19 protein-coding genes and 1 pseudogene are annotated in these 22871 nt (G+C 67.0%); 9 read left to right on the forward strand and 11 right to left on the reverse strand.

Features of this window, described 5'->3' with window-relative positions:
* The first annotated feature begins 140 nt into the window (after nt 1-140).
* Together KHC27_RS14870 and aspS are read left to right on the forward strand one after the other, a co-directional pair.
* Nucleotides 141-623 carry a DUF992 domain-containing protein gene (locus KHC27_RS14870; protein WP_213340176.1) on the forward strand — a complete coding sequence of 161 codons (483 nt, stop codon included), beginning with the start codon at nt 141-143 and terminating at the stop codon, nt 621-623.
* A gap of 173 nt (nt 624-796) precedes the next feature.
* Nucleotides 797-2581, forward strand: a complete 1785-nt coding sequence (gene aspS, locus KHC27_RS14875; protein WP_213340177.1) for an aspartate--tRNA ligase — start codon at nt 797-799, stop codon at nt 2579-2581.
* Nucleotides 2582-2664: 83 nt separating this feature from the next.
* Here the strand turns inward: aspS and KHC27_RS14880 are convergent, their stop codons facing one another.
* Entirely contained in the window at nt 2665-4644 is a 1980-nt protein-coding gene (locus KHC27_RS14880) for a hypothetical protein (RefSeq protein ID WP_213340178.1), read from the reverse strand.
* Nucleotides 4645-4810: 166 nt separating this feature from the next.
* Here KHC27_RS14880 and KHC27_RS14885 point away from each other — a divergent pair, with 166 nt between their 5' ends.
* The 4 genes from KHC27_RS14885 to KHC27_RS14900 all read left to right on the forward strand — a co-directional run bounded on the left by KHC27_RS14885 (nt 4811) and on the right by KHC27_RS14900 (nt 8446).
* Entirely contained in the window at nt 4811-7090 is a 2280-nt protein-coding gene (locus KHC27_RS14885; protein WP_213340179.1) for an NADP-dependent malic enzyme, read from the forward strand.
* A gap of 153 nt (nt 7091-7243) precedes the next feature.
* Entirely contained in the window at nt 7244-7567 is a 324-nt protein-coding gene (locus KHC27_RS14890; RefSeq protein WP_246519963.1) for a glycine zipper domain-containing protein, read from the forward strand.
* A 175-nt stretch (nt 7568-7742) separates the two neighbouring features.
* On the forward strand, nt 7743-7955 hold the full coding sequence (locus KHC27_RS14895) for a cold-shock protein (protein ID WP_213340180.1): 213 nt from the start codon (nt 7743-7745) through the stop codon (nt 7953-7955).
* 275 nt (nt 7956-8230) lie between these two features.
* On the forward strand, nt 8231-8446 hold the full coding sequence (locus KHC27_RS14900) for a cold-shock protein (protein WP_029355496.1): 216 nt from the start codon (nt 8231-8233) through the stop codon (nt 8444-8446).
* A 36-nt stretch (nt 8447-8482) separates the two neighbouring features.
* Here KHC27_RS14900 and KHC27_RS14905 read toward each other — a convergent pair whose 3' ends face one another.
* The 4 genes from KHC27_RS14905 to KHC27_RS14920 all read right to left on the reverse strand — a co-directional run bounded on the left by KHC27_RS14905 (nt 8483) and on the right by KHC27_RS14920 (nt 14155).
* Complete coding sequence (locus KHC27_RS14905) at nt 8483-9211, reverse strand: hypothetical protein (RefSeq protein ID WP_213340181.1); 729 nt, start codon at nt 9209-9211, stop codon at nt 8483-8485.
* A 74-nt stretch (nt 9212-9285) separates the two neighbouring features.
* Nucleotides 9286-9579 carry a hypothetical protein gene (locus KHC27_RS14910; protein WP_213340182.1) on the reverse strand — a complete coding sequence of 98 codons (294 nt, stop codon included), beginning with the start codon at nt 9577-9579 and terminating at the stop codon, nt 9286-9288.
* A 197-nt stretch (nt 9580-9776) separates the two neighbouring features.
* Entirely contained in the window at nt 9777-10331 is a 555-nt protein-coding gene (locus tag KHC27_RS14915; protein WP_213340321.1) for a GNAT family N-acetyltransferase, read from the reverse strand.
* A gap of 110 nt (nt 10332-10441) precedes the next feature.
* Entirely contained in the window at nt 10442-14155 is a 3714-nt protein-coding gene (locus tag KHC27_RS14920) for a vitamin B12-dependent ribonucleotide reductase (protein ID WP_213340183.1), read from the reverse strand.
* A gap of 592 nt (nt 14156-14747) precedes the next feature.
* Here KHC27_RS14920 and KHC27_RS14925 point away from each other — a divergent pair.
* From KHC27_RS14925 to KHC27_RS22130, 3 genes and pseudogenes are all read left to right on the forward strand, one after another.
* Complete coding sequence (locus KHC27_RS14925; RefSeq protein ID WP_213340184.1) at nt 14748-15938, forward strand: MFS transporter; 1191 nt, start codon at nt 14748-14750, stop codon at nt 15936-15938.
* An 84-nt stretch (nt 15939-16022) separates the two neighbouring features.
* Nucleotides 16023-16436 carry an NADH:ubiquinone oxidoreductase subunit NDUFA12 gene (locus KHC27_RS14930; RefSeq protein ID WP_343210918.1) on the forward strand — a complete coding sequence of 138 codons (414 nt, stop codon included), beginning with the start codon at nt 16023-16025 and terminating at the stop codon, nt 16434-16436.
* A 222-nt stretch (nt 16437-16658) separates the two neighbouring features.
* Nucleotides 16659-17210, forward strand: a pseudogene (locus KHC27_RS22130) (DUF2155 domain-containing protein); the annotation flags it as partial.
* Here the strand turns inward: KHC27_RS22130 and aat are convergent.
* The 6 genes from aat to KHC27_RS14965 form a co-directional block, all read right to left on the reverse strand.
* Nucleotides 17156-17833, reverse strand: a complete 678-nt coding sequence (aat, locus tag KHC27_RS14940) for a leucyl/phenylalanyl-tRNA--protein transferase (protein WP_213340187.1) — start codon at nt 17831-17833, stop codon at nt 17156-17158. The pseudogene KHC27_RS22130 and the gene aat sit on opposite strands and share 55 nt — an antisense overlap.
* A gap of 84 nt (nt 17834-17917) precedes the next feature.
* Nucleotides 17918-19270, reverse strand: coding sequence for an acetyl-CoA carboxylase biotin carboxylase subunit (gene accC / locus KHC27_RS14945; protein WP_213340188.1), 1353 nt, complete (start codon nt 19268-19270; stop codon nt 17918-17920).
* 11 nt (nt 19271-19281) lie between these two features.
* Nucleotides 19282-19758, reverse strand: a complete 477-nt coding sequence (gene accB / locus KHC27_RS14950; RefSeq protein ID WP_425514883.1) for an acetyl-CoA carboxylase biotin carboxyl carrier protein — start codon at nt 19756-19758, stop codon at nt 19282-19284.
* A 33-nt stretch (nt 19759-19791) separates the two neighbouring features.
* Complete coding sequence (aroQ, locus tag KHC27_RS14955; protein ID WP_213340190.1) at nt 19792-20241, reverse strand: type II 3-dehydroquinate dehydratase; 450 nt, start codon at nt 20239-20241, stop codon at nt 19792-19794.
* 149 nt (nt 20242-20390) lie between these two features.
* A complete protein-coding gene (locus tag KHC27_RS14960) occupies nt 20391-21161 on the reverse strand; it encodes a DsbA family protein (protein ID WP_213340191.1) in 771 nt (256 codons plus the stop codon).
* Nucleotides 21162-21201: 40 nt separating this feature from the next.
* Nucleotides 21202-22641, reverse strand: coding sequence for a M48 family metalloprotease (locus KHC27_RS14965; RefSeq protein WP_425514885.1), 1440 nt, complete (start codon nt 22639-22641; stop codon nt 21202-21204).
* Nucleotides 22642-22871 lie beyond the last annotated feature (230 nt).

Here is a 22871-nt window from a genome sequence, read left to right on the forward strand (position 1 = left end):
ACTTCCATATCATCGACCCGCGAAATTTCCGGGTTTTGATGTAGGCCGAGTATATAATCCGATTCGACGCCGGCCCGGCGATGCCGATTGACGTCGAGACGCCGTTTCATGATGTGCCGACAAACCCTTGGGGAAATTTCATGAAGACCCGCACCCGACTGCGCGCTCTCGCCGCCGCCGCTTCCCTCTCCATCGTGCCGTTTGCCGTTCCCGCCCAGGCCGGAAGCCGGGTCGATGTGGGCGTGCTGGTCTGTCAGGTCGGCTCGAGCATCTCGATGATCGTCGAGTCCAAGCAGAAGCTGAACTGCACCTTCAATCCCACCGAGGGCCCGAGCACGAGCTACAAGGGCACCATCGAGCGGGTGGGCCTCGACCTCGGCGTGACCGGCGCGGGAATGATGACCTGGGGCGTCGCGGCGGTGACGAAGCAGGTGGCGCCCGGCGCGCTGGCCGGCAGCTATGACGGGGTTTCGGCCGATGTGGCGATGGGCATCGGCGTCGGGGCCAACGCGCTGGTCGGCACCGACAAGTCCTTTGCCCTTAACCCGCTTTCGGTGGAAGGCAGCGTCGGCGCCTCGCTCGCCCTGGGTGTCGCCAAGCTCACGCTGACCTACGAGCCCTGATCCCGGGGCCGTTCCCGAATCCGGTTGCGGCGGCGGAAAACCCCGCCGTCCTTGACAAATCCCCGATCGGGATGCACCCCTCCGCGGCCCCCGCGGCGGGGTGTTTTCGTGTTGTCCGGGCTTCGGCCCCGCATTCCGATCTTTCGGTCCCTGCGCCTTTCGGGAAGAGCCATATGCACCGCTACCGCACCCACACCTGCGGCGCCCTCCGCAGCGCCGATGTCGGCGAAACCGTCCGCCTGTCGGGCTGGTGCCACCGCATCCGCGACCATGGCGGCGTGCTGTTCATCGACCTGCGCGACCATTACGGCCTCACCCAGGTGGTGGTCGACCCCGACAGCCCGGCCTTCAAGCTCGCCGAGACGGTGCGCTCGGAATGGGTGATCCGGGTCGATGGCAATGTGCGCAACCGCCCGGCCGGCACGGAAAACCCGGACCTGCCCACCGGCGCGGTCGAGCTCTATGGCCGCGAGATCGAGGTGCTGGGCCCGGCCGGCGAACTGCCGCTGCCGGTGTTCGGCGATCAGGAATACCCGGAGGAAACGCGGCTGCGGTACCGCTTCCTCGACCTGCGCCGCGAGAAGCTGCACAAGAACATCATGACCCGCGGCGCCATCATCGACGCCATGCGCGCGAAGATGAAGGCACAGGGCTTCTTCGAGTTCCAGACCCCGATCCTCACCGCCTCCTCGCCGGAAGGCGCGCGCGACTTCCTGGTGCCGAGCCGCCTGCACCCCGGCAAGTTCTACGCCCTGCCGCAGGCGCCGCAGCAGTACAAGCAGCTCATCATGATGAGCGGGTTCGACCGCTACTTCCAGATCGCGCCCTGCTTCCGCGACGAGGACCCGCGCGCCGACCGCCTGCCGGGCGAGTTCTACCAGCTCGACCTTGAGATGAGCTTCGTCGAGCAGGAGGATGTGTTCGCCGCCGTCGAGCCGGTGATTACCGGCGTGTTCGAGCAGTTCGCCGACGGCAAGCCGGTCTCGAAGAACTGGCCGCGCATCCCCTACGCCGTGTCGATGCAGAAATACGGCACCGACAAGCCCGACCTGCGCAACCCGCTGGAGATGCAGGACGTCTCCGAGCATTTCCGCGGCTCCGGCTTCAAGGTGTTCGCGCGCATGCTCGAGGACCCGAAGAACCGGGTGTGGGCGATCCCCGGCCCGACCGGCGGCTCGCGCGCCTTCTGCGACCGTATGAACGCCTGGGCCCAGGGCGAGGGCCAGCCGGGGCTCGGCTACATCATGTGGCGCGAGGTCGAAGGGGGCTCGGCCGAGGGCGCCGGCCCGATCGCCAACAATATCGGCGCCGAGCGCACCGACGCGATCCGCGCGCAGCTTGGCCTTGGGGCCGGCGACGCCGCCTTCTTTGTGGCGGGCGATCCCGAGAAGTTCGTGAAGTTCGCCGGAAGCGCCCGAACCCGGGTCGGCGAGGAGCTGAAGCTGGTCGACCATGACCGGTTCGAACTGGCCTGGATCGTCGATTTCCCCTTCTATGAATGGAACGAGGACGAGAAGAAGGTCGACTTCTCGCACAACCCCTTCTCCATGCCGCAGGGCGGTCTCGACGCGCTGAACGGTCAGGACCCGCTGACCATCAAAGCGTTCCAGTACGACATCGCCTGCAACGGCTATGAGATCGCCTCCGGCGGCATCCGCAACCATCGTCCTGAGGCGATGGTCAAGGCCTTCGAGCTGGCCGGCTATGATGAGCAGACCGTGATCGAGCGTTTTGGCGGCATGTACCGCGCGTTCCAGTACGGCGCGCCGCCCCATGGCGGCATGGCCGCAGGTGTGGATCGCATCGTGATGCTGCTCTGCGGCACCACCAATCTTCGGGAGATTTCGATCTTCCCGATGAACCAGCAGGCCCAGGACATCCTGATGGGGGCGCCCTCCGAGGCCACCCCCCGCCAGCTGCGCGAGCTGCACATCCGCACCAACCTGCCGGCGAAGTGAAGCGTTCGGCTGCCGGGCGTCCCCGCCGTCTTTTGAAGATCATGCGCCGCGGGGCCGGAAAGGCCGCCGCGGCGCCTGGCGTTTCAGCGGCTGGCATTCGCCTCGATGTCGACCTTGTCGAGCAGATCGAGCGGATCGCCATGGGCGGCGTCCATGATAGCGCCGAAGGTGAGCGTGGAGCGCGGCCGCACATTCAGCGTCAGCGTTCCGCCCGGGCCGTCGAGGAAGCTGATCAGCGCCCGGCCCGCCGGCTCCAGAGCCGGGCGGTCGCCGGCGAACTGGTTCACGATGAAGGCGGCGACCCCGGTGAGCAACTGGCGCACCGCCTTGGGACTGGCACCCTGCTCCTCCGCCAGTTGCTTGAGCTTCATGTCGTAGAGCCCGGCATCCCTCAGCGTGAAGGATGCTGATTCCAGCGTTTCCAGCCGTCCTGCCGCAAGGGCGATGGTGGAATCGCCGGAAAAGGAATCCGGTCGCACATTGCCGATGCGGAGCTGCCCGGCGATGGAACCGACATTGCTGATGTCGAGCGCGATCGGCGCCACGACGGCGACGCCGCTGGTTTCGTCCCAGTTCGAGGCGATGTCACCGGAGATGGTCACCCGCGCCACGCCGTTGGCCGCGAGCAGGGCGAACAGCTGCTGGTCGACGAAGGTCGCCGTCGGCACCGCCATGCGGACCGAGCCGGTGGCCTTGCGGGGAATCTGATTCACGAAGCTGTCGGTCGAGAAGGTGAGGCTGTCGATCTGGTAGGGGCCGTCGCCGGTGTCCGACGGTGCCACCAGCCCGAGCAGCTCGAAGCCCTGAACCATATCGAGCCGCGGCGCCGGGCCGCTTCCGGCATGGTCGTCCTGCGAGAGGTTGGCCGCCGCCTGCCGCATCAGGTCGCCGATGCGCAGCCCGGTCACGGCGACGCGGTCGAGCTTGGCCGGTCGTCCCGCGGGATCGGTGCCGGCGAAGCCCTCCAGCCGGGCTTCGCCGAGCACGCCATCGGTCAGTCCGGCTGCGTGCAGGGTCGCGATCCGTGCCTTGGCCGCGTCCGGCGTCGCCATTTCGATCGCCCCGGCCTCGAAGCTGCCCAGCCGCAGCGCGTCAAAGCCCGAGGCCAGCAGGGTGAGCAGGGTGTCGAGGTCGGCGGGCTCCACTGTCTCGCCGCGCTGCTCACGCGCCTGAATCTCCTGTTCGGCTGCCGTGATCTCGGCGACGGGAATACCCGGCGCGGCGATGGCAAGCTCGGTGAGGGTGACCGGCCCGCCCTTGAGGCGGATCTTGTCGCCGACGGCAAATTCATAGCCGTCGATCCCGTAGCGCCGGGCCAGCGTGCCAATCTCGCCGGCGGCGACCGGCTCGTCCGTCACGGCGTTGATCCAGGCGCCGACATCGATGCCTTCGCCGGAAATCGCGCCGATATGACCGTTGCCGTCACCCTGCGAGGTGTGCAGCGTGACGTTGGACGGCGCCATGCTGACGCGCTGGATGACCGCGCCGGCGATGCTCTCCAGGCTGGTCGCGCCATACGCGATCTCGGTGGACGTGGTCATCGTGCCCTCCGCCAGCGCCGTCGTCAGCTTGGCGGCCGGCACGTCGATCCGCGCGATGCTGGCCTGTCTCAGGAAGGCGAGGGCGATCTGCCAGGGTTGGCCGGTGCGCGCCTTGACTTCGATGGGGCCGTCATAGCGGTCGATCGTGATGGTGGGGGCGAGAAAGGCGGCGGTCATGCCGGGGCCGGAGCGACCTTCGAAGGCGAGGTCGGAAATCTCGATGCGCTCCGCCTTCACCCGGTCGCCGCCGGCCTCGCCGAGGCCCGAGGCGCGGATGCGGCCGATGCGTGTCGCCCCTCGATCCCCCGGATAGACGAAGGCGATGTCGGCGACCTCGAGCCGGGCGGTGAAGATGTCGAACGACACCCCGCCATGTCGCGCCTCGATTCCGCCCGTGGCCATGCCGCGAAACACTGCGTCGACCTGCCGCTGCGCCTCGTGATTGGCATAAGCGGTAAGGCCGAAATAGCTGCCAGCCGCGAGGACGGGCAAGGCCAGGAGGACGATCGCCGTTTTGCGCATGCATTGTGACCCGAGTTGAAGCCGATGCGGCGCGCCGTCCCCGTGCCGCTGGCGGCTAAGCTACACGAACCGTCGAAAGACGGGCATTACATCGGGCGAAAGTCGTTGTACCCCATTTCAAACTTCGTATTGTCGCACCGCATGCGACGGCTTTGAGGGGACGGCTATGGCTTCTTATATCTCTGATGATCTGCGTTCCGGCGCCATGGTCTATCACCGCTTGCCGCGGCCCGGAAAGCTGGAGATCCAGCCCACAAAGCCCCTCGCCAACCAGCGGGACCTCGCGCTGGCCTATACCCCCGGTGTCGCCGCCGTGTGCGAGGCCATCGCGGCCGATCCCGCGCTCGGCGCTGAACTCACCGGGCGGCAGAACCTCGTCGCCGTTGTCTCGAACGGCACGGCCGTTCTCGGCCTCGGCAATATCGGCCCGTTGGCCTCGAAGCCGGTGATGGAGGGCAAGGCCGTCCTCTTCAAGAAATTCGCCGGTATCGACGTGTTCGACATCGAGCTCGCGGCGAACGAGCCCGACCTCGTGGTGAGCACGGTGGCCGCGCTCGAGCCGACGTTCGGCGGCATCAATCTCGAGGACATCAAGGCACCGGAGTGTTTCGAGATCGAGAACCGGCTGCGGGAGAAGATGGGTATCCCCGTCTTCCACGACGACCAGCACGGCACGGCCATCATCGTGGCGGCGGCCATCGTCAACGCGCTGTTCCTTGGCGACAAGAAGCTGGAGGACGTCAAGATCGTCACCTCCGGGGCCGGTGCGGCCGCCATCGCGACGCTGAATCTGCTCGTCACCATGGGCGCGCGGCGCGAGAACATCTGGGTGACGGACATCGAAGGCGTGGTGTTCGAGGGCCGCACGGTTTTGATGGACCCCTACAAGGGCGTGTTCGCCCAGAAGACCGAGGCGCGCACCCTCGCCGAGGCGATAGTTGGTGCGGATATCTTCATCGGTCTTTCGGCCGGCGGCGTTCTTAAGCCGGAAATGCTCAAGACCATGGGTGAGCGTCCGCTGATCATGGCGCTCGCCAACCCGACCCCGGAAATCATGCCCGACATCGCCCGCGACGCGCGGCCCGACGCCATGATCTGCACGGGACGTTCCGACTTCCCGAACCAGGTCAACAACGTCCTCTGCTTCCCCTTCATCTTCCGCGGGGCGCTTGACGCCGGCGCGACCCAGATCAACGAGGCGATGAAGATCGCCGCGGTGAATGCCATTGCCGAGCTGGCCCGGGAGACCCCCTCCGACGTCGTGGCGCGGGCCTATGGTGGCGAGACCCCGGTGTTCGGACCGACCTCGCTCATTCCCTCGCCCTTCGATCCGCGCCTGATCCTGCGCGTGGCGCCCGCCGTCGCCCGGGCGGCGATGGAGAGCGGCGTCGCCCGGCGCCCCATCACGGATTTTGGTGCCTATCTCGAACAGCTCGACCGGTTCGTGTTCCGCTCCGGCCTCGTGATGAAGCCGATCTTCACGCTTGCCCGCCAGGCGCCGAAGCGGGTGATCTATGCGGAAGGCGAGGATGAGCGGATCCTGCGGGCGGCGCAGGTGGTGATTGAGGAGGGCATCGCCCGCCCGATCCTGATCGGCCGCCCGGCGGTCGTGGAAACCCGGCTGGAGCGTTTCGGGCTGTCCATCCGTCCCAACCGCGATTTCGACCTCATCAACCCCGAGGACGATCCGCGCTACCGCGACTATGTCGCGACCTATGTCGAGAAGACCGGGCGCCAGGGGGTGACGCCGGAGATCGCCCGCACGCTGGTCCGCACCACGCCCACCGTGATCGCCGCGCTCGCCGTGCTGCGCGGCGATGCCGACGTGATGCTCTGCGGCGTTGAAGGCCGCTTCATCCGCCATCTTCGCCACATCCGCACCATCATCGGCATTGCTCCGGGGGTGCGCGATGTCGCCGCCATGTCGATGCTGCTGACGCCAAAGGGCGCGTTCTTCCTGTGTGACACCCAGGTCAGCCTCGATCCCGGCGCCGAAGACCTCGCCGAGATGGCCATGCACGCCGCGGCCCATGTCCGGCGCTTCGGCATCGAACCGCGGGTGGCCATGCTGTCGCATTCGGATTTCGGCAGCCGCGATGACGAGCGTGCCCGCAAGATGCGCCGTGCGACCGAGCTGCTGACCGCGCGTGCCCCGGAGCTGATGGTCGACGGTGAAATGGAGGGCGACAGCGCGCTGGTGCCGGAGATGCGGGAGCGGGTGCTGCCGGGCTCGCGGCTGCAGGGCGTCGCCAACATCCTGGTCATGCCGAATCTGGAGGCGGCCAACATCGCCTACCAGATGGTGAAGGTGTTCGGCGATTCGCTGCCCGTGGGACCGATCCTGCTGGGCACGGCGCGGCCGGCGCATATCCTGACCCAGTCCGTCACGGCCCGGGGTGTGGTCAACATGACCGCGATTGCCGTGGTCGAGGCACAGCACGTCTGATCGCCAGCGGCGGGGAAGCGGTGGCCCAGTCGCCGCTTCCGTTGACGCTTCGTCGTTCATCTTGCGTTCGGCTTCGTGCCGGTAAATGAATAGCACCGGAGGTGGCGAGTCGGGCGACGGCTCCGGCAACCTTCGTATCGAGTGGAGATCGACATGCTGCTTCGTTCCGCCCTTGCCGGCCTGCTCCTGGCTGCGGTTGCCGTGGCTCCCATACCGGCATCCGCGCAGAACAGCACGGCCACGGGAGCCGTCATCGGTGGCATCACCGGTGCGGTGATCGGTGGAGCGGCGAGCGGCAAGGCCGGCGGTGCGGTGGCTGGCGGCTTGATCGGCGGCGTGGCCGGCGCCATGATCGGTGACGCGGTCGGCAAGGATCAGCGACGCAACACCGGATATTACTACTGGCGCAACAACCGCTGCTATTACACCTATTCCAATGGCCGGGTTGCCCAGGTGGATCGCCGCTACTGCTCCTGAGAGCACGGGATAACGGGTTACGGCGGGTCGCGTGGGGGCGGGACCCGTCTGAAAGCGCCGGCGGCGACGCCGGCGCTTTCTTGTTTGCCGCCATCTTTTTGACTTGGCATGGAACCCGGGCAGACCGCGCGCGTTTCACGCGTGTCGTGCAAACTCCTGTCTGAAGGTTCCCTCGATGGCTGATACCGGCACCGTGAAGTGGTTCAACGAGCAGAAGGGCTATGGCTTCATCCAGCCCGACAGCGGTGGAAAGGATGTCTTCGTCCACATCAGCGCGGTGGAGCGCTCCGGCCTTCGCGGCCTGCGGGACGGCGATAAGATTTCCTTTGAACTCCAGACCGATCAGCGTTCGGGCAAGACGTCGGCGGTCAATCTGCGGACCGCCTGATCGCTACACGCGGCCCGCGAGAAGGCCTGCCGGGTTTAGCCGCCATTCCCCAGTGGAGTGGCGGTTTTGTCGTTTTCGGATGTGGGCCGAAGAGCCGACTGCGGGCTTGCATCCCGCCGCATTCCGTCTAGTCTCTCTGCAGAATTTGGCCGGACGACTGGTTCGTTTCGCCTGCACTGACGGGCGCACGTTCAGCTTTTCTTCCAATTTCGACCAAAGTCGGGTCCATGGCGTCCCGGCTGGATGTGCAACCTAGATCTGAGAGACTTGAGACTATGTCTACCCTTACCGGCACCGTGAAGTGGTTCAACGACCAGAAGGGCTACGGCTTCATCCAGCCGGACAGCGGCGGCAAGGATGTGTTCGTTCACATCAGCGCGGTTCAGCGTTCCGGCCTGCAGGGTCTGCGCGACGGGGAGAAGATCTCCTTCGAGCTCCAGACCGACCAGCGCTCGGGCAAGACCTCTGCGGTCAATCTGCGCACGGCGTGAAGCCTGCCGCCGATGGCTGGTTCCGAAGATCGGCCGTCATCGGTGAAAGCTGACGAACAGACGCCGTCCCGGGCGACCGGGGCGGCGTCTGCGTTTTTGATCATTTGATTTTAGGCCGCCGAAACCCTCCGCCCAGAAGATGGGCCCTTCGGTGGTGGCCACGGGTGCGGGCGCGACCGGGGCCTTGGTGGCATAGGCGAGCGCTTCGGCTGCGCCGGCCGGCTCGGGGCTTCCGCTGCCCGGCTGGACCGTGGCCGGTCCACCAAAGGCGAGGGCGCCGACCGGGCCGGTCTCTCCGGCATAGGCGCTCTGGCGCAGCCGCCCCAGCACGGCCTGGCGGCTGTACGAGCTGTCCCCGATCGGCACCGACTGCTCGCTGGCATAGGCCTGGCCGGAGAGGGCGTTCAGGGCCGAGGGGACCTCCGACAGCGAGAGGTCGTAGAAGGCGGAAAGCCCGGAGGGCAGTTCGCCGATCGCGCTGCCGGAGGCATTGTTGAGGGCGCCGTCAATGGCCGAGGCGAGGGCGGATTCGTTTGCCGTCAGCCCCGGTACCGCCGAGATGGCGGAGGCGAGGCTCATCGAGACGGCATTGGAGCTGTAGTCCAGCGAACTCGTGAAGAAGGAGGGCAGCCCCTCCGTGTCGAAGGTGGCGAAGGTGCCGGTGATGCCGTCGCTCGCGGTGACAAGGGTATAGCTTTTCTGGAGCGACTGCGGGCCGACGAAGCTGGTGGCGAGCGTACCGTTCAGCCGGGCGGCGCCTTCCACGGCGAGCTGATCGGCTGCTGCGCCATCGATCCGCAGGGCGAGCGTGCCGGAGGCGGTCTGTGCGAAAACGCCGGTTATCTCATGGGTGGTGCCGGCACCCTCGGCGCTGATCCCAGCCAGCCGCTGTTCTCGAACCGCCCCTCCGAGCCGGCGGCAAAGGCAATCCGGCCGTCGATGATTCCGGTGTTCACCACCATCGTGCCGGAGGCGCTGGCACCGGTGGTGATGGCGAAGCTGCCCGTGGCGGCGATGATGGTGCCGTCGTTCAGCAGCGTGCCGTCGAGCCCGTCCCGCTTCACGCCGGAGGCGCCCAGCCCGGTGACGGTGTCACCGCCATCGCGACGGGAAGGATCGCTCGTTCTACGCATTACAGTCTCCCCAGAGCCCGGTCAGAAGCTGGGCTGCAGTATAGGAATCTGGGGTAGCTTGATAAGGCGCTGCGGGGATGGGACCAAAAAAGTCAGGTCCTTGCCCAACGGCCCGGCCGAGAAAAACCGGATTTTCCTTGAGGCCAAGCCGCTGCCAGCCGCACCGGCGGCCAGCACAATCTACGCCTGCCGGCGGCTCAGCCTTCTTCCACAGCTATTCCGGTCATTGCGCTCCCGCGCGGGCGGGCCAGCAGCACGACGCTGCGGCCATTGTACAGCCCGTCGGTGTAGCGGCTGAAGCCGAGCTTTTCGGCCACCCGGATCGAGGCGGCGTGGTCGGGCTCGATCAGGCAGGTGATGCGTTCGCCGGTACCATGCTCATCGGCCCAGCCGAGCGCCGCCCGCATCGCTTCCTCGGCGAGTCCCTTGCCCTGTGCCGTGGTTACCAGCGCCCAGCCCGCCTCCATCGTTCCCTCGATCGAGGGAACGATGGCCCGCTTCAGGTCATGGAAGCCGCATTCGCCGATGAAGGCCCCGGTCTCCCGATCCGCGATGGCGAGGAAGCCGAAGCCGAGATGCTGCCAGAGCCCGGCGTGGCGCAGGAAGCGGATCCACGCCGCCTCCCGCGTGAACGGCGTGCCGCCAATGAAGCGCACCACCGCGGGCTCCGCCCACATCGCGGCATAGGCGTCGAAGTCGTCCAGCCGGTGTGGGCGCAGGGTGAGGCGGGGCGTGGTGAGGGTGGGAATCATGCCGGCCATGGCCGTCGGCGCTCCAGATGCGAGAGATGGCGTCACCGCCTAAGAAAAAGGCCACGAACCGCCGGGTCCGTGGCCTTCATCCTGTCAGAGGTTTGCGTGTCTCACGAGCAGCCCGTCGTGCTGCCGCAGGTCTCGCACTTCAGGCAGGTGCCGTTGCGCACCATGGTGAAGTTCTGGCACTCGGGGCAGGCTTCGCCCTCATAGCCCTTGGCGCGGGCGATGGCGCGGGCCTCGGCCTTGGTCGAAGGAGCCGCCGCGGCCGGGGCGGACCAGGGCAGGGCGGCGGTGCCCAGCTCGGCCTCTGTCTCTTCCTCCGGCGCCGCCTTCAGCGCCGTGGCGCCCTGGGTGAGGCCGCGCAGGGCGGTGACCTTCGAGGGCGCCGGGGTGACGCTGGCGCCCGCGGGCACCACCATCAGCCCGACATTCTTGCCGCGCATCAGGCCCTTGGACACCATACGGGTCGCGGCGACGGCGGCGGGGGAGGGCTTGCCGTCCGGCTTGCCTTCGTCGACGCCCTTGCCGAGCGCGTCGAAGCTCGACTCCGCCGGCTCGACATGGCCGAGGTCGTTGCGGCCGAGATACGACACCGCCAGTTCGCGGAAGATGTAGTCGAGGATCGAGGTGGCGTATTTGATGGTGTCGTTGCCCTGCACCGGGCCCGCAGGCTCGAAGCGGGTGAAGGTGAAGGCGTCGACATACTCCTCCAGCGGCACGCCGTATTGCAGGCCCAGCGACACCGAGATGGCGAAGTTGTTGATGAAGGAGCGCAGCGCCGCGCCTTCCTTGTGCATGTCGATGAAGATCTCGCCGAGCCGGCCGTCGTCATATTCGCCGGTGCGCAGATAGACCTTGTGGCCGCCGACGACGGCCTTCTGGGTGTAGCCCTTGCGACGGTCGGGCATCTTCTCGCGATCGCGGATCGCGACGACGCGCTCGATCACCTTCTCGACGATCTTCTCGGTGAGCTGGGCCGCGCGGGCCGCCGCCGGCTTCTCCAGCAGCGCCTCGACCGCATCCTCCTCGTCATCGTCGTCGGAGACGAGCTGGGCGTTGAGCGGCTGGGAGAGCTTGGAGCCATCGCGGTACAGCGCGTTCGCCTTCAGGGCGAGACGCCAGGACAGCAGGTAGGCTTCCTTGCAATCCTCGACCGTCGCGTCGTTCGGCATGTTGATGGTCTTGGAGATCGCGCCCGAGAGGAAGGGCTGCGCCGCCGCCATCATGCGGATGTGGCTTTCGACCGAGAGATAGCGCTTGCCGATGCGACCGCAGGGATTGGCGCAGTCAAACACCGGGTAATGCTCCGGCTTCAGGAACGGCGCGCCTTCCAGCGTCATCGCCCCGCAGACATGCACGTTGACGGCCTCGACGTCCTTCTTCGAGAAGCCGAGGAAGCTGAGCAGATCGAAGGAGGGATCGGCCATCTTGTCGGCCGGCACCCCGAGCGCGGCCATCGTCTCGTCGCCGAGGGTCCAGCGGTTGAACACGAACTTCACATCGAAGGCGGACTTCACCCCGGCATCGATCTTGGCGAGCGCGGCGTCGCCGAAGCCCTTGGCCCGCAGCGTCGCGTGGTTGACCGCCGGGGCCTGGGTGATGGAGCCGTGGCCCACCGCATAGACCTCGATCTCGGCGATCTGGCTTTCGGAATAGCCGAGCGTGCGCAGTGCCTCCGGCACGGCGCGGTTGATGATCTTGAAGTAGCCGCCACCGGCCAGCTTCTTGAACTTCACCAGGGCGAAATCGGGCTCGATGCCGGTCGTGTCGCAGTCCATCACGAGGCCGATCGTCCCGGTCGGCGCGAGCAGCGTGGTCTGAGCGTTGCGGTAGCCATGGGCTTCGCCGAGCGCCAGCGCCTTGTCCCAGGCGCTCCTGGCATGGTCGACCAGGATCGGCAGCGGGCAGGCGGCGTGGTCGAGCGGAACCGGGTTGGTGTTGAGGCCCTCATAGCCGGTCGCCTCGCCATAGGCGGCGCGGCGGTGGTTGCGGATCACGCGCAGCATGTGGTCGGCGTTGGCGCCGTAGCCCGGGAACGGGCCGAGCTCCTTCGCCATCTCGGCGGAGGTTGCGTAGGACACGCCGGTCATGATCGCGGTCAGGGCGCCGCAATAGGCGCGGCCTTCGGGCGAGTCATAGGGAATGCCCGAGGTCATCAGCAGCCCGCCGATATTGGCGTAGCCGAGGCCAAGGGTGCGGTACTCGTAGGAGAGCTGGGCGATCTCCTTCGAGGGGAACTGCGCCATCAGGATGGAGATTTCGAGCACGACCGTCCACAGCCGGCACGCGTGCTCATAGCTCGCGACGTCGAAGCTGCCATCCGCATTGCGGAACTGGAGCAGGTTCAGCGAGGCGAGGTTGCACGCCGTGTCGTCGAGGAACATGTACTCGGAGCACGGGTTGGAGGCCCGGATCGGCCCCGTCGCCGGGCAGGTGTGCCAGTCGTTGATGGTGGTGTGGAACTGGATGCCGGGATCGGCGCAGGCCCAGGCGGCATGGCCGATCTTTTCCCACAGCTCGCTGGCCTTCAGCGTCTTCGTCACCTTGCCGGTGGTGCGCGAGGTCAGCCGCCAGTCGGCATCGGCCTGAACGGCGTTCAGGAACGCGTCGTCAACCCGTACCGAATTGTTGGAGTTCTGCCCGGCCACCGTGAGGTAGGCCTCGGAATCCCAGTCGGTGTCGTAGATCGGGAAGTCGATGTCCTTATAGCCCTGGCGGGCGAACTGGACGACGCGACGGATGTAGTTCTCCGGCACCTGCGCCTTCTTGGCGGCTCGAATCTCCCGCTTCAGGGCGGGGTTCTTCTCGGGGTCGAAGCAGTCGTCGCCATCACCCTCGCAGTTCACGCAGGCCTTCATCACGGCCTTCATGTGCTTGGCGACGGTCTTGGAGCCGGTTACGAGAGCGGCGACCTTCTGCTCCTCCTTCACCTTCCAGTCGACATAGGTCTCGATGTCGGGGTGATCGGCGTCCACCACCACCATCTTGGCGGCGCGGCGGGTGGTGCCGCCGGACTTGATGGCGCCGGCGGCGCGGTCGCCGATCTTCAGGAAGCTCATGAGGCCGGAGGAGCGGCCGCCGCCGGACAGGCGCTCGCCCTCGCCGCGCAGGGCGGAGAAGTTGGAGCCGGTGCCGGAGCCGTACTTGAAGAGGCGGGCTTCACGCACCCACAGGTCCATGATGCCGCCCTCGTTCACCAGATCGTCGGAGACGGACTGGATGAAACAGGCATGCGGCTGGGGATGCTCGTAGGAGGTCTTCGAGCGGGTCAGCTTGCCGGTCTTGTAGTCGACATAGAAGTGGCCCTGGCTGGGTCCATCGATGCCATAGGCCCAGTGCAGGCCGGTGTTGAACCACTGCGGCGAGTTGGGCGCCGCCATCTGCATGGCGAGCATGTAGCGGTGCTCGTCGAAGAAGGCCTGAGCGTCCTCCTCGGAATCGAAATAGCCGCCCTTCCAGCCCCAGTAGGTCCAGGTTCCGGCAAGGCGGTCGAACACCTGCCGGGCATTGTCTTCGCCCACGTAGCGCTCTTTTTCGGGCAGCGCCGCAAGGGCCTTCTCGTCCGCCGTGCCGCGCCACAGGAAGGACGGGACGGTTTCTTCCTCGACCTTCTTCAGGCGGGCCGGCACGCCGGCCTTGCGGAAGTACTTCTGGGCCAGGATATCGCTCGCGACCTGGGAGAAGTGCTGCGGCACCTCGATCCCCTCAAGCCGGAAGACGATCGAGCCGTCCGGGTTGCGGATCTCGCTCGTCACCGTGCGGAACGCAATGTCCGCATAGGGAGAACGACCGGCCTTGGTGTAGCGACGCTCGATGCGCATGCTTTTCGTCCCCGTTCCGCGGCAGGCCACAGTCCTCTGACCTGCCGCTGGATGTCGACTCGAACCTCTGCCCGAGCCCAGCCTGTCAATTCGCGAGGGTTCGTGACGTTGCCGCCCCGCCTTCGCGCGCTTGTCATTCCGTCCGCACACCCGCGTTCCCCGATGTCGCCACCGGTGACGGAATCCTGTTGGTGTTGGGAGCGCCGGCCGCGTTACGAACGCCGCGATCGACGGTGGTCAAACTGTCCGACTCCCTCGCGGCCGTCAATCACCCGTCACAAACTCTAGTGTGGAAGAATGAACGAAGCGCTAAATGTAGATGGGGCGGCGGCCGCCCGAAATCGAGGGGCGAGGGCTTCCTATCGAGTGGGGATTCGCATGGCGAGTCCAGCGCTGCGGCGCAGTGGAGGGGCTGTTGAGAGCGGGGACAACGGGAAGGGTGGCACGTGGGCGACACACGAGCGAGGGCGCCCGCCGGCCGTGGGAAGCAGCCATGCGTTCGGGGTGGCTGGACAGCGCCACCCGTGGTGACGCTTCATGCGCGCCCGTTTCTTGAACCGTGCCGCAGCCGGCGCGGGCAGGCCGAGCCGCCATGAGCCACCTTCCTGACACCCCGGCGCGTCCCACGCCGCCCGCCATCTTCTTCATCCTCGCGCTGGCGGCGGGCGCCGGCGCCGCCAATCTCTATTACGCGCAGCCCCTGTTACCGTTGATCGCGCCCGATATCGGCCTCGACGAATCGATCGCCAGCCTCGTCGTCACCCTCAGCCAGATCGGCTATATCTGCGGCCTGCTGCTGGTGGTTCCGCTTGGGGACATTGTGGAGAATCGCCGGCTGATCGCCTCCATCGTCGTTTGTGCGGCGGTAGGTCTGGCGGTCGCCTATCTCGCGCCGAGCGCCGTGATCTTCCTGGGCGCGGCGCTTGTGTTCGGCGTGGGCTCGGTGGTGGCGCAGGTGGCGGTTCCCTTCGCCGCCCATCTCGCTGCACCGGAGGAGCGTGGCCGGCGGGTGGGCAGTGTGGTCAGCGGGCTCATGACCGGCATTCTGCTGGCCCGTCCGGCGGCGAGCATGGTAACGCACTGGTTTGGCTGGCACGCCGTGTTCGGCCTTGCCGCGCTGCTGATGCTGGCGTTGGGGGTGGGGCTGCGTCTGGCGCTACCGCAGCGCCATCCCCATACCCGCTCCAGCTACCGCGAGTTGGTGCTGTCGCTGCCGCCGCTCTGGCGCCGCACGCCCATTCTCCGGCGCCGGGCTGCCTATCAGGCCGCGATGTTCGCGACATTCACGCTGTTCTGGACCGCCGCGCCGCTTCTTCTGCACGGCGCGCCGTTCCACCTCGACCAACAGGGAATGGCCCTGTTCGCGCTGGCCGGTGCCGCCAGCGTGGTCATTTCGCCCGTGGCGGGATGGCTGGCCGATCGCGGCCACGCTCATGCCGGGACGGCGGGGGCCTTCATCCTGGCGATCGCGGGCTTCGCGCTCACCTTCTGGGGGGCGGTGGCCGGGTCGCTGGGCATACTGGTGGCGGGTGCCGTCGTGCTCGATCTCGCCGTCACGGCAAATCTGGTGTTCGGCCAGAGAGCGCTGTTCATGCTGGCGCCGGAGCTCCGCAGCCGGCTGAACGCGCTGTACATCGCGATCTTCTTCTTCGGCGGCGCCCTTGGCTCGGCACTGGCGAGCCCGCTGTTCGAAAGCGGAGGATGGCTCGCCGTCACCGTGGCCGCGGTGGTGGCGCTCGGCGGGGCGTTCGCCTATTTCGCCACCGAGAAGAAGGCTTCATAAGGCCGCGCCGATGCCCGCTCGGCTGGACAGGGCGCGGTGCGAATGGCATGGTCCGGCCGAGAAACGCTGGCATACGGGGTCCCCGTGAACGTCTCGACACTCCTCACCGAAATCTTCACCTGGTGGAACGGCCAGACCATGGGAACCCGTTTCCACACCTGGCGCTTCGGCGAACTGGTCGGTGAAGACGAGTTCGGCAACAAATATTACCGGACCAAGGGCGGCCAGATCGATCCTGCGCTCGGTTTCGAGCGGCGCTGGGTGATCTTCAACGGCTATGCCGAGGCCACAGCCATTCCGCCGGGCTGGCACGCCTGGATGCACCAGCGTTCCGATGTGCCGCCGAGCCGTGAGGCCTATACCCCGCATCCCTGGCAGCAGCCGCACCGTCCCAACCCCACCGGCACGGTGGCGGCTTATCACCCGCCGGGCTCGACACTGGCGCAGGGACACCGCCCGGCGGTGACGGGCGACTACAAGGCGTGGTCGCCCGAGTGAATGCGGCGCCGGGGCGGCTGCCGTCGGCGGGTGCTCGCCGCGAGCGACGCCCCGCCGCCGCCTCATTGAGGTGGTGATGTCCACGTCCCGCCCGATCGCGAATGACTGCCCGTGATGTCCCGACTCTGTTCCCTGCCGCTCGCCATTCTGCTCGCGCTCGCCGCCTCCAGCGTCGCCCACGCCCAGCAGGGCTGGCAGGGAGGTGTCGAATCCTCGCCGCTGCCGCCGGCCAATGTCCCGGACGGTCCGGTGGAGAATCCCGATTCCGCGCCGATTCCTGATGGCGTGCCGTCCATCATGGAGGAGCCGGCGCCGAGCCGCGCGCAGCCGCGGCCGAAGCCCGGCGCCCCGGCGGTCGTTGTCCCACCCGGCCAGACAGCGCCGGCGACGCCGGGAGCCCCGGCAGCACCGGCCGGAAACGAGGTCGAACTCACGCAGCCGCCGTCGCAGAAGATAGCCAACAAGACCGCGGTCTTCTCCGGCCTCGACAAGATCACCGGCCGCATCATCACCTTCGATGTCGCGGTCAACGAGACGGTGCAGTTCGGCGCGCTGCGGATCACGCCCCGCGTCTGCTACACCCGGCCGGCGACCGAAACCCAGAACACCACCGGCTTCGTCGAAGTGCAGGAGGTGGAGCTTGACGGCGAGGTGAAGAGGATTTTTGGCGGCTGGATGTTTGCCGCCAGTCCGGGTCTCCACGGCGTGGAGCACCCGATCTATGACGTCTGGCTGATCGACTGCAAGCAGACCGACCCGGTGATCGCTTCCCCCGGCGGCCAGCAGTAGAAATCGGCCACGCCTTCGAGGGCGTTCGCCAACAGCTGGTGGTAGCTCCGCCGCGAAACCTCGATGGCGCCGAAGCTGCGCAGGTGGTCCGTCACGAACTGGGTATCCAGCAGGGTGAAGCCACCGCGTTTCAACCGGGCGACGAGATGCACGAGCGCCACTTTTGAGGCATCGCGGTTCCGGTGGAACATGCTCTCGCCGAAAAACGCGCGCCCAAGCCGGACGCCATAAAGCCCGCCGACGAGCTCACCGGCTTCCCAAGCCTCGACCGAATGGCCATGGCCGCGGGCATGGAGGTCGAGATAGAGCTTGCGGATGCGGGCGTTGATCCAGGTCTTGCTCCGTCCCTCGGCCGGCTGGGCGCACCCGTCCAGCACTGCCTCGAAGTCGTGATCGATGCGGACTTCGAAGCGGTCGGACCGCACCGTGCGCGCGAGGCGGCGGGAGATGACGAAGTCGTCAAGCGGAATGACACCCCGGCGCTCCGGCTCGATCCAGTAGAGGCCGGGATCGTCCGCGCTTTCCGCCATGGGGAATATGCCGCAGGCATAGGCCTTCAGCAGCACTTCCGGGGTGATTTCGACCTGATGTTCGCGAGGGCGTGACATGCCGCGAGCATGAAGCAGAAGAGCCGGGCTGTGAAGGCCCGGCTCTCCGCCTGGTTCAGTGGCTTGGCACGTCGAAGCCCGCCGTCAGCGCCCGGGTTCGCCTTCCGCGAGGAAGTGCTCCAGCCAGTGGATGTCATAGGCGCCCCGCACGATTTCCTCGTTGCGGGCCAGCTCGCGGAACAGCGGCAGCGTGGTCTCGATGCCTTCGACGACGAATTCGTCGAGCGCCCGGCGCAGCCGCATCAGGCATTCGGCGCGGGTCTTGCCGTGGACGATGAGCTTGCCGACGAGGCTGTCGTAATAGGGCGGGATCGCATAGCCCTGATAGACCGCTGAATCGACCCGCACGCCGAGCCCGCCGGGCACGTGCCAGTAGCCGATCTTGCCGGGCGAGGGGCGGAAGGTCCGCGGATGCTCGGCATTGACGCGGCATTCGATGGCGTGGCCGTTCAGCACCACGTCTTCCTGCCGGATCGACAGCTCTTCACCTGCGGCAACGCGAATCTGCTCGTTGATGAGGTCGATGCCGGTGATGGCCTCGGTCACCGGATGTTCCACCTGGATGCGGGTGTTCATCTCGATGAAATAGAACTCACCGTTCTCATACAGGAACTCGATGGTTCCGGCGCCGAGATATTTCAGGTCGCGCATAGCCTGGGCGACGGTCTCGCCGATGCGGTGCCGCTGTTCCGGCGTGATGATAGGCGAGGGGGCCTCTTCCCACACCTTCTGGTGCCGCCGCTGCAGCGAGCAGTCGCGCTCGCCCAGATGCACCGCATTGCCCTTGCCGTCGCCGAGCACCTGGATCTCGATGTGGCGCGGCGTGCCGAGATATTTCTCGAGATAGACCGCGTCGTCGCCAAAGGCGGCCCGGGCTTCGGAACGCGCCGTCGACAGCGCGGCGGACAGTTCCTCTGCCGAGCGCGCCACCTTCATGCCACGGCCGCCGCCGCCGGCAGCGGCCTTCACCAGCACAGGGAAGCCGATCTCGCTCGCCACCCGCATCGCCTCCTCATCGGAGGTGATGCCGCCGTCGGAGCCCGGCACGCAGGGTATGCCGAGGCGGCGGGCGGTCTTCTTGGCCTCGATCTTGTCGCCCATAATGCGGATGTGCTCGGGCTTGGGCCCGATGAACTGCACCCCGTGATCGATGAGGATTTCGGCGAAGCGCGCATTCTCCGCGAGGAAGCCATAACCGGGGTGCACCGCATCCGCGCCGGTGATCTCGCACGCCGCGAGCAGGGCGGGAATGTTGAGGTAGCTGTCCTTGGCCGCAGGCGGGCCGATGCACACGCTCTCGTCCGCGAGCTTCACATGCATCGCGTCGGCGTCTGCGGTCGAATGCACTGCGACGGTCGCGATGCCGAGCTCCTTGCACGCGCGAAGGACGCGAAGCGCGATCTCACCGCGATTGGCAATCAGAATCTTGCCGAACATGGGGGCGTTCCTCACTCGATGATCAGGAGGGGTTCGCCATATTCGACCGGCTGGGCGTTCTCGATGAGGATCCGCGTGACGGTGCCGGCGCGGGGAGCGGGAATCGCGTTCATGGTCTTCATCGCCTCGACGATGAGCAGGGTCTGGCCCTCCTTCACCACCGAGCCGACATCCACGAAGTACTTGGCGCCCGGCTCAGGGCCGAGATACGCGGTGCCCACCATCGGCGAGGTGACGACGCCCGGATGCTTTGCCGGATCAGCGTTCGCGGGCGCCGCAGGAGCCGCCGGCGCGGTCGCTACGGGGGCGGTGACGGCCGGGGCGGCTACCGCGACCGGCGCCGGCGCCACGAAAGTCGGGGCGGCGCGCACCACGCGGATGCGGAGATCCTCGTGCTGCACCTCGATCTCGGTGAGGTCGCTCTCGGAGAGCAGGTTGGCGATCTCGCGCACCAGCGCGGGGTCTATGGCGGGCTTGTTGGTTTTCATCATGATCCCGTGACGGTCGCGGACCCGTCTCCCTCAATTGGCGCGGCTGGAGGCGAGCACGTCGATCGCGAGGCGGTAGCCTTCGATCCCCAAGCCGCAGATCACCCCGCGGGCGACCGGCGATATGAAGGAGTGGTGGCGGAAGGCCTCGCGGGCGAAGACGTTGGACAGGTGCACTTCGACGACATTGAGGCCGGCCGCCTTGATGGCGTCGGCCAGGGCGATGGAAGTGTGGGTGTAGGCTGCGGCATTGAGCACCACGCCGAGGCTGCCGGCCGCCTGCTGCAGCAGGGTCACCAGTTCACCTTCGTGGTTCGTCTGGCGAAACACCAGTTCCAGCCCATGGCGGTCACAGGTGGAACGGCAGGCGTCTTCGACGTCGGCAAGCGTAGCGCGACCGTACACCGCCGGCTCGCGCGTGCCGAGCAGGTTGAGGTTCGGTCCATTGAGAACGTGGACGGTTGTCGACGGGTGAACAGGCATCGCGTCTCAGGTCTGCGCTCGCCCAGCCAATGCCGTGCGGACGCGCGGTTTATAGGCAAACCCAACGGTTCCGCCAAGGGGGGACCGCGACCAACCCGCCGCAGTCCCCGCCAAAGAGACGTCACACGCTGTCCCCGAGAGCCAAAGCCTCAGCACTGGGTCTTGCCGCAGGCGCGGACCGAGTCGATCGCGCCCTTGAGCTGGTCATGCCCGACCGCGCCAATGACGAGTTCGTCGCCCAGAATGTAGCTCGGCGTGCCGTTGATGCCGAGCGTGTCGGCGATCTTGAGGCTTTCCTCCAGCGCGGCGCGCACTTCCGGCTCGGCCATGGCCTTCTCGACCTTGGCAGGGTCGACGCCGACGTCCTTCGCCGCCGCCAGCGCCTTGGCGCGGTTGGCCTGGCCGCGGTCGCCGAGCAGCTTCTGGTGGAACTCGAAATACTTCTCCGGGGCCACCAGCCGAACCGCCACGGCAACCTGCGCGGCCTCCACCGAGCCCGGCCCGAGCACCGGGAATTCCTTCAGCACCACCCTCAGCTTGGGGTCGTTCTTCACGAGATCGACCAGATCCCCCAGCGAGCGTTTGCAGAAGCCGCAATTGTAGTCGAAGAACTCGACCAGGGTGACGTCGCCCTCCGGATTGCCGACGACGATGGCGTGGGGGGAGTTGTAGATCTCCGTCTTCATGGCCGCGATCTGCGCCTTGCGGCGGGTGGCTTCCGCCGCTTCCTGCCGCTTCTGCAATTCGCCGATCGCCTCCTGGATCACCTCGGGATTCTTGATCAGGTAATCGCGGATGAGAGCCTCGAACTCCGCGCGCTGGACGTCGTCGAGCGCCGCGGCGGGGGCCGGGGCCATCGCGAATGCAAGGCCCATGGCCATCATGCCGACGGCGAAGGCGCGGGGGAGGGAAAGCAGCATCGAAGTCTCCGGGTGGAAAAGCGGGTGGGCCGGGGGCCCATCAGGAAGGTTTCTTTCTTACCGGGCGCGGCGGCGGCTTCAAATTGACGATGTCGTCAGCTTTCAGCCAGCCGGGCGAACCGAGCGGAAACTGCTGACGGGCACGTCCGGCGAGTTCACGGGCGAGCTGCACGTCGCCAGCCGCCAGTGCCGCCTGGGCGGAGGCGAGGTCGGCATTGGGTATGTCGCCCTTCTGGCCATAGGCCATGGCGAGATAGCGCCATGCCGCGGGCGTGCCGCCGCTCTGCTGCAGACTGAAGTTCAGCTCGCGGATCGCCTCTTCAGTCGAGGATTTGTCACCCGCGGCAACCAGCGCCTGGCCGAGCAGCATGCGGATCAGGGCATTGCCGCCGGAAAGCGTGGAGGCCCGGCGCAAAGGCGCGATGGCTTCCCGCGCGCGGCCGGATTCGAGCAGCGCCTGCCCCTTGAGCTCCTGAAAATAGGGGTTCGACGGGTTCTGCGCGATCAGCGCATCGAATTGACGCACCGCGTCGTTCACATTGCCGTAGCGATAGGCCGAGATGGCCCGGGCATAGCGCGCCGGCAAGGACGTGTCGGAGAGCGGGTAGCGCCGCGCCACCGAATCGGGAGGCTCGGTGAAGGCGACCAGCTTCGCCCGCATCATGTCGTGCCGCGCCTGCAGGGCGGGCGGGTCCTTCGCGTCGCGATAGGGGCTCTTGGCGACGAGGTCCTCCAGCGCCGCCACGCGCTCGCGCGCCATGGGGTGGCTGAGCACATAGGGATCGACACGCTGGCTCAGGAAAAGCTGGTCGTTGGCAAAGCGCTCGAACGTCTTCAGCATCCCCATCGGAGACTGCTTGGTGGCGGTGAGATAGCTCACCGCAGCGCGATCGGCCGATTGTTCCTCGCTGCGCTGATACGCCAGGAGCGAGCGCCGGGCCATCTCGCCCGGCGCCATCAGCGCGCCGGCGGGATTGCCCATGTTGGTGCCGCTGGCGGCTCCCGCGGCGACGCCGGCGCCGGCCAGCAGCATGCCGACGACGGCAAGGGTCTGCACCGTTTCCAGCTGCTCGCGCATGCGGGCGAGATGGCCGCCGGCGATATGGCCGGTCTCGTGCGCCAACACGCCGATGATCTCATTGGGCGTCTGCGACTGAGTGAGCGCACCGACATTGAGGAAGATGCGCCGCCCGTCCATGACGAACGCGTTGAAGGAGCGGTCGTTGATGAGCACGACTTCGATGTTCTGCTGCTGCAGTCCCGCGGCGCGGAAGATCGGCCGGGTGTAGTCGCGCATCAGGTTTTCGGTTTCGGCGTCGCGGATGATGGTCGGGCGACTGCCGGGAACCGACTCCTGCGCATACGCCGGCACCGCGCCGAACGGCATCGCCAGCCCCTGCACCGCCATGGTGGCGACGGACAGCCACGTTGCCAGACGGCGGATCGGTCGTGAGGGCTTGTCAACGGAGAGCAGAGGCATCATGCATCGTTTTTGGGGGCGCGCGACCGGACCATGACGGCAGGAAGCGCGGCGGGTCAAGCGACGGACTGGCGGAGTCGGTGGCAGCAGACCAGCCGCAGAATGCGGCATCAGAACGGCAACCCGCGCTCCGTGGCTGCGGGCCGACAGGGAGAGTGAGCGGGATGACCTCTGCGCTGATCCAGACAGCGGCGCTCGCGCGTGCCCGTGCGGGTTTCCAGGCCCTGGGC

The organism is Ancylobacter lacus (genome assembly GCF_018390635.1).
Lineage (GTDB): Bacteria > Pseudomonadota > Alphaproteobacteria > Rhizobiales > Xanthobacteraceae > Ancylobacter > Ancylobacter lacus.

Coding starts and splice junctions, on each gene's coding strand:
- KHC27_RS14900 (WP_029355496.1), top strand. CDS start 8,231: ATGTCTACCCTTACCGGCACCGTGAAGTGGTTCAACGACCAGAAGGGC.
- KHC27_RS14915 (WP_213340321.1), bottom strand. CDS start 10,331: ATGATTCCCACCCTCACCACGCCCCGCCTCACCCTGCGCCCACACCGG.
- KHC27_RS14965 (WP_425514885.1), bottom strand. CDS start 22,641: ATGCCTCTGCTCTCCGTTGACAAGCCCTCACGACCGATCCGCCGTCTG.
- accC (WP_213340188.1), bottom strand. CDS start 19,270: ATGTTCGGCAAGATTCTGATTGCCAATCGCGGTGAGATCGCGCTTCGC.
- KHC27_RS14880 (WP_213340178.1), bottom strand. CDS start 4,644: ATGCGCAAAACGGCGATCGTCCTCCTGGCCTTGCCCGTCCTCGCGGCT.
- accB (WP_425514883.1), bottom strand. CDS start 19,758: ATGAAAACCAACAAGCCCGCCATAGACCCCGCGCTGGTGCGCGAGATC.
- KHC27_RS14920 (WP_213340183.1), bottom strand. CDS start 14,155: ATGCGCATCGAGCGTCGCTACACCAAGGCCGGTCGTTCTCCCTATGCG.
- aat (WP_213340187.1), bottom strand. CDS start 17,833: ATGTCACGCCCTCGCGAACATCAGGTCGAAATCACCCCGGAAGTGCTG.
- aspS (WP_213340177.1), top strand. CDS start 797: ATGCACCGCTACCGCACCCACACCTGCGGCGCCCTCCGCAGCGCCGAT.
- KHC27_RS14910 (WP_213340182.1), bottom strand. CDS start 9,579: ATGCGTAGAACGAGCGATCCTTCCCGTCGCGATGGCGGTGACACCGTC.
- KHC27_RS14870 (WP_213340176.1), top strand. CDS start 141: ATGAAGACCCGCACCCGACTGCGCGCTCTCGCCGCCGCCGCTTCCCTC.
- KHC27_RS14885 (WP_213340179.1), top strand. CDS start 4,811: ATGGCTTCTTATATCTCTGATGATCTGCGTTCCGGCGCCATGGTCTAT.
- KHC27_RS14895 (WP_213340180.1), top strand. CDS start 7,743: ATGGCTGATACCGGCACCGTGAAGTGGTTCAACGAGCAGAAGGGCTAT.
- KHC27_RS14960 (WP_213340191.1), bottom strand. CDS start 21,161: ATGCTGCTTTCCCTCCCCCGCGCCTTCGCCGTCGGCATGATGGCCATG.
- KHC27_RS14890 (WP_246519963.1), top strand. CDS start 7,244: ATGCTGCTTCGTTCCGCCCTTGCCGGCCTGCTCCTGGCTGCGGTTGCC.
- KHC27_RS14925 (WP_213340184.1), top strand. CDS start 14,748: ATGAGCCACCTTCCTGACACCCCGGCGCGTCCCACGCCGCCCGCCATC.
- aroQ (WP_213340190.1), bottom strand. CDS start 20,241: ATGCCTGTTCACCCGTCGACAACCGTCCACGTTCTCAATGGACCGAAC.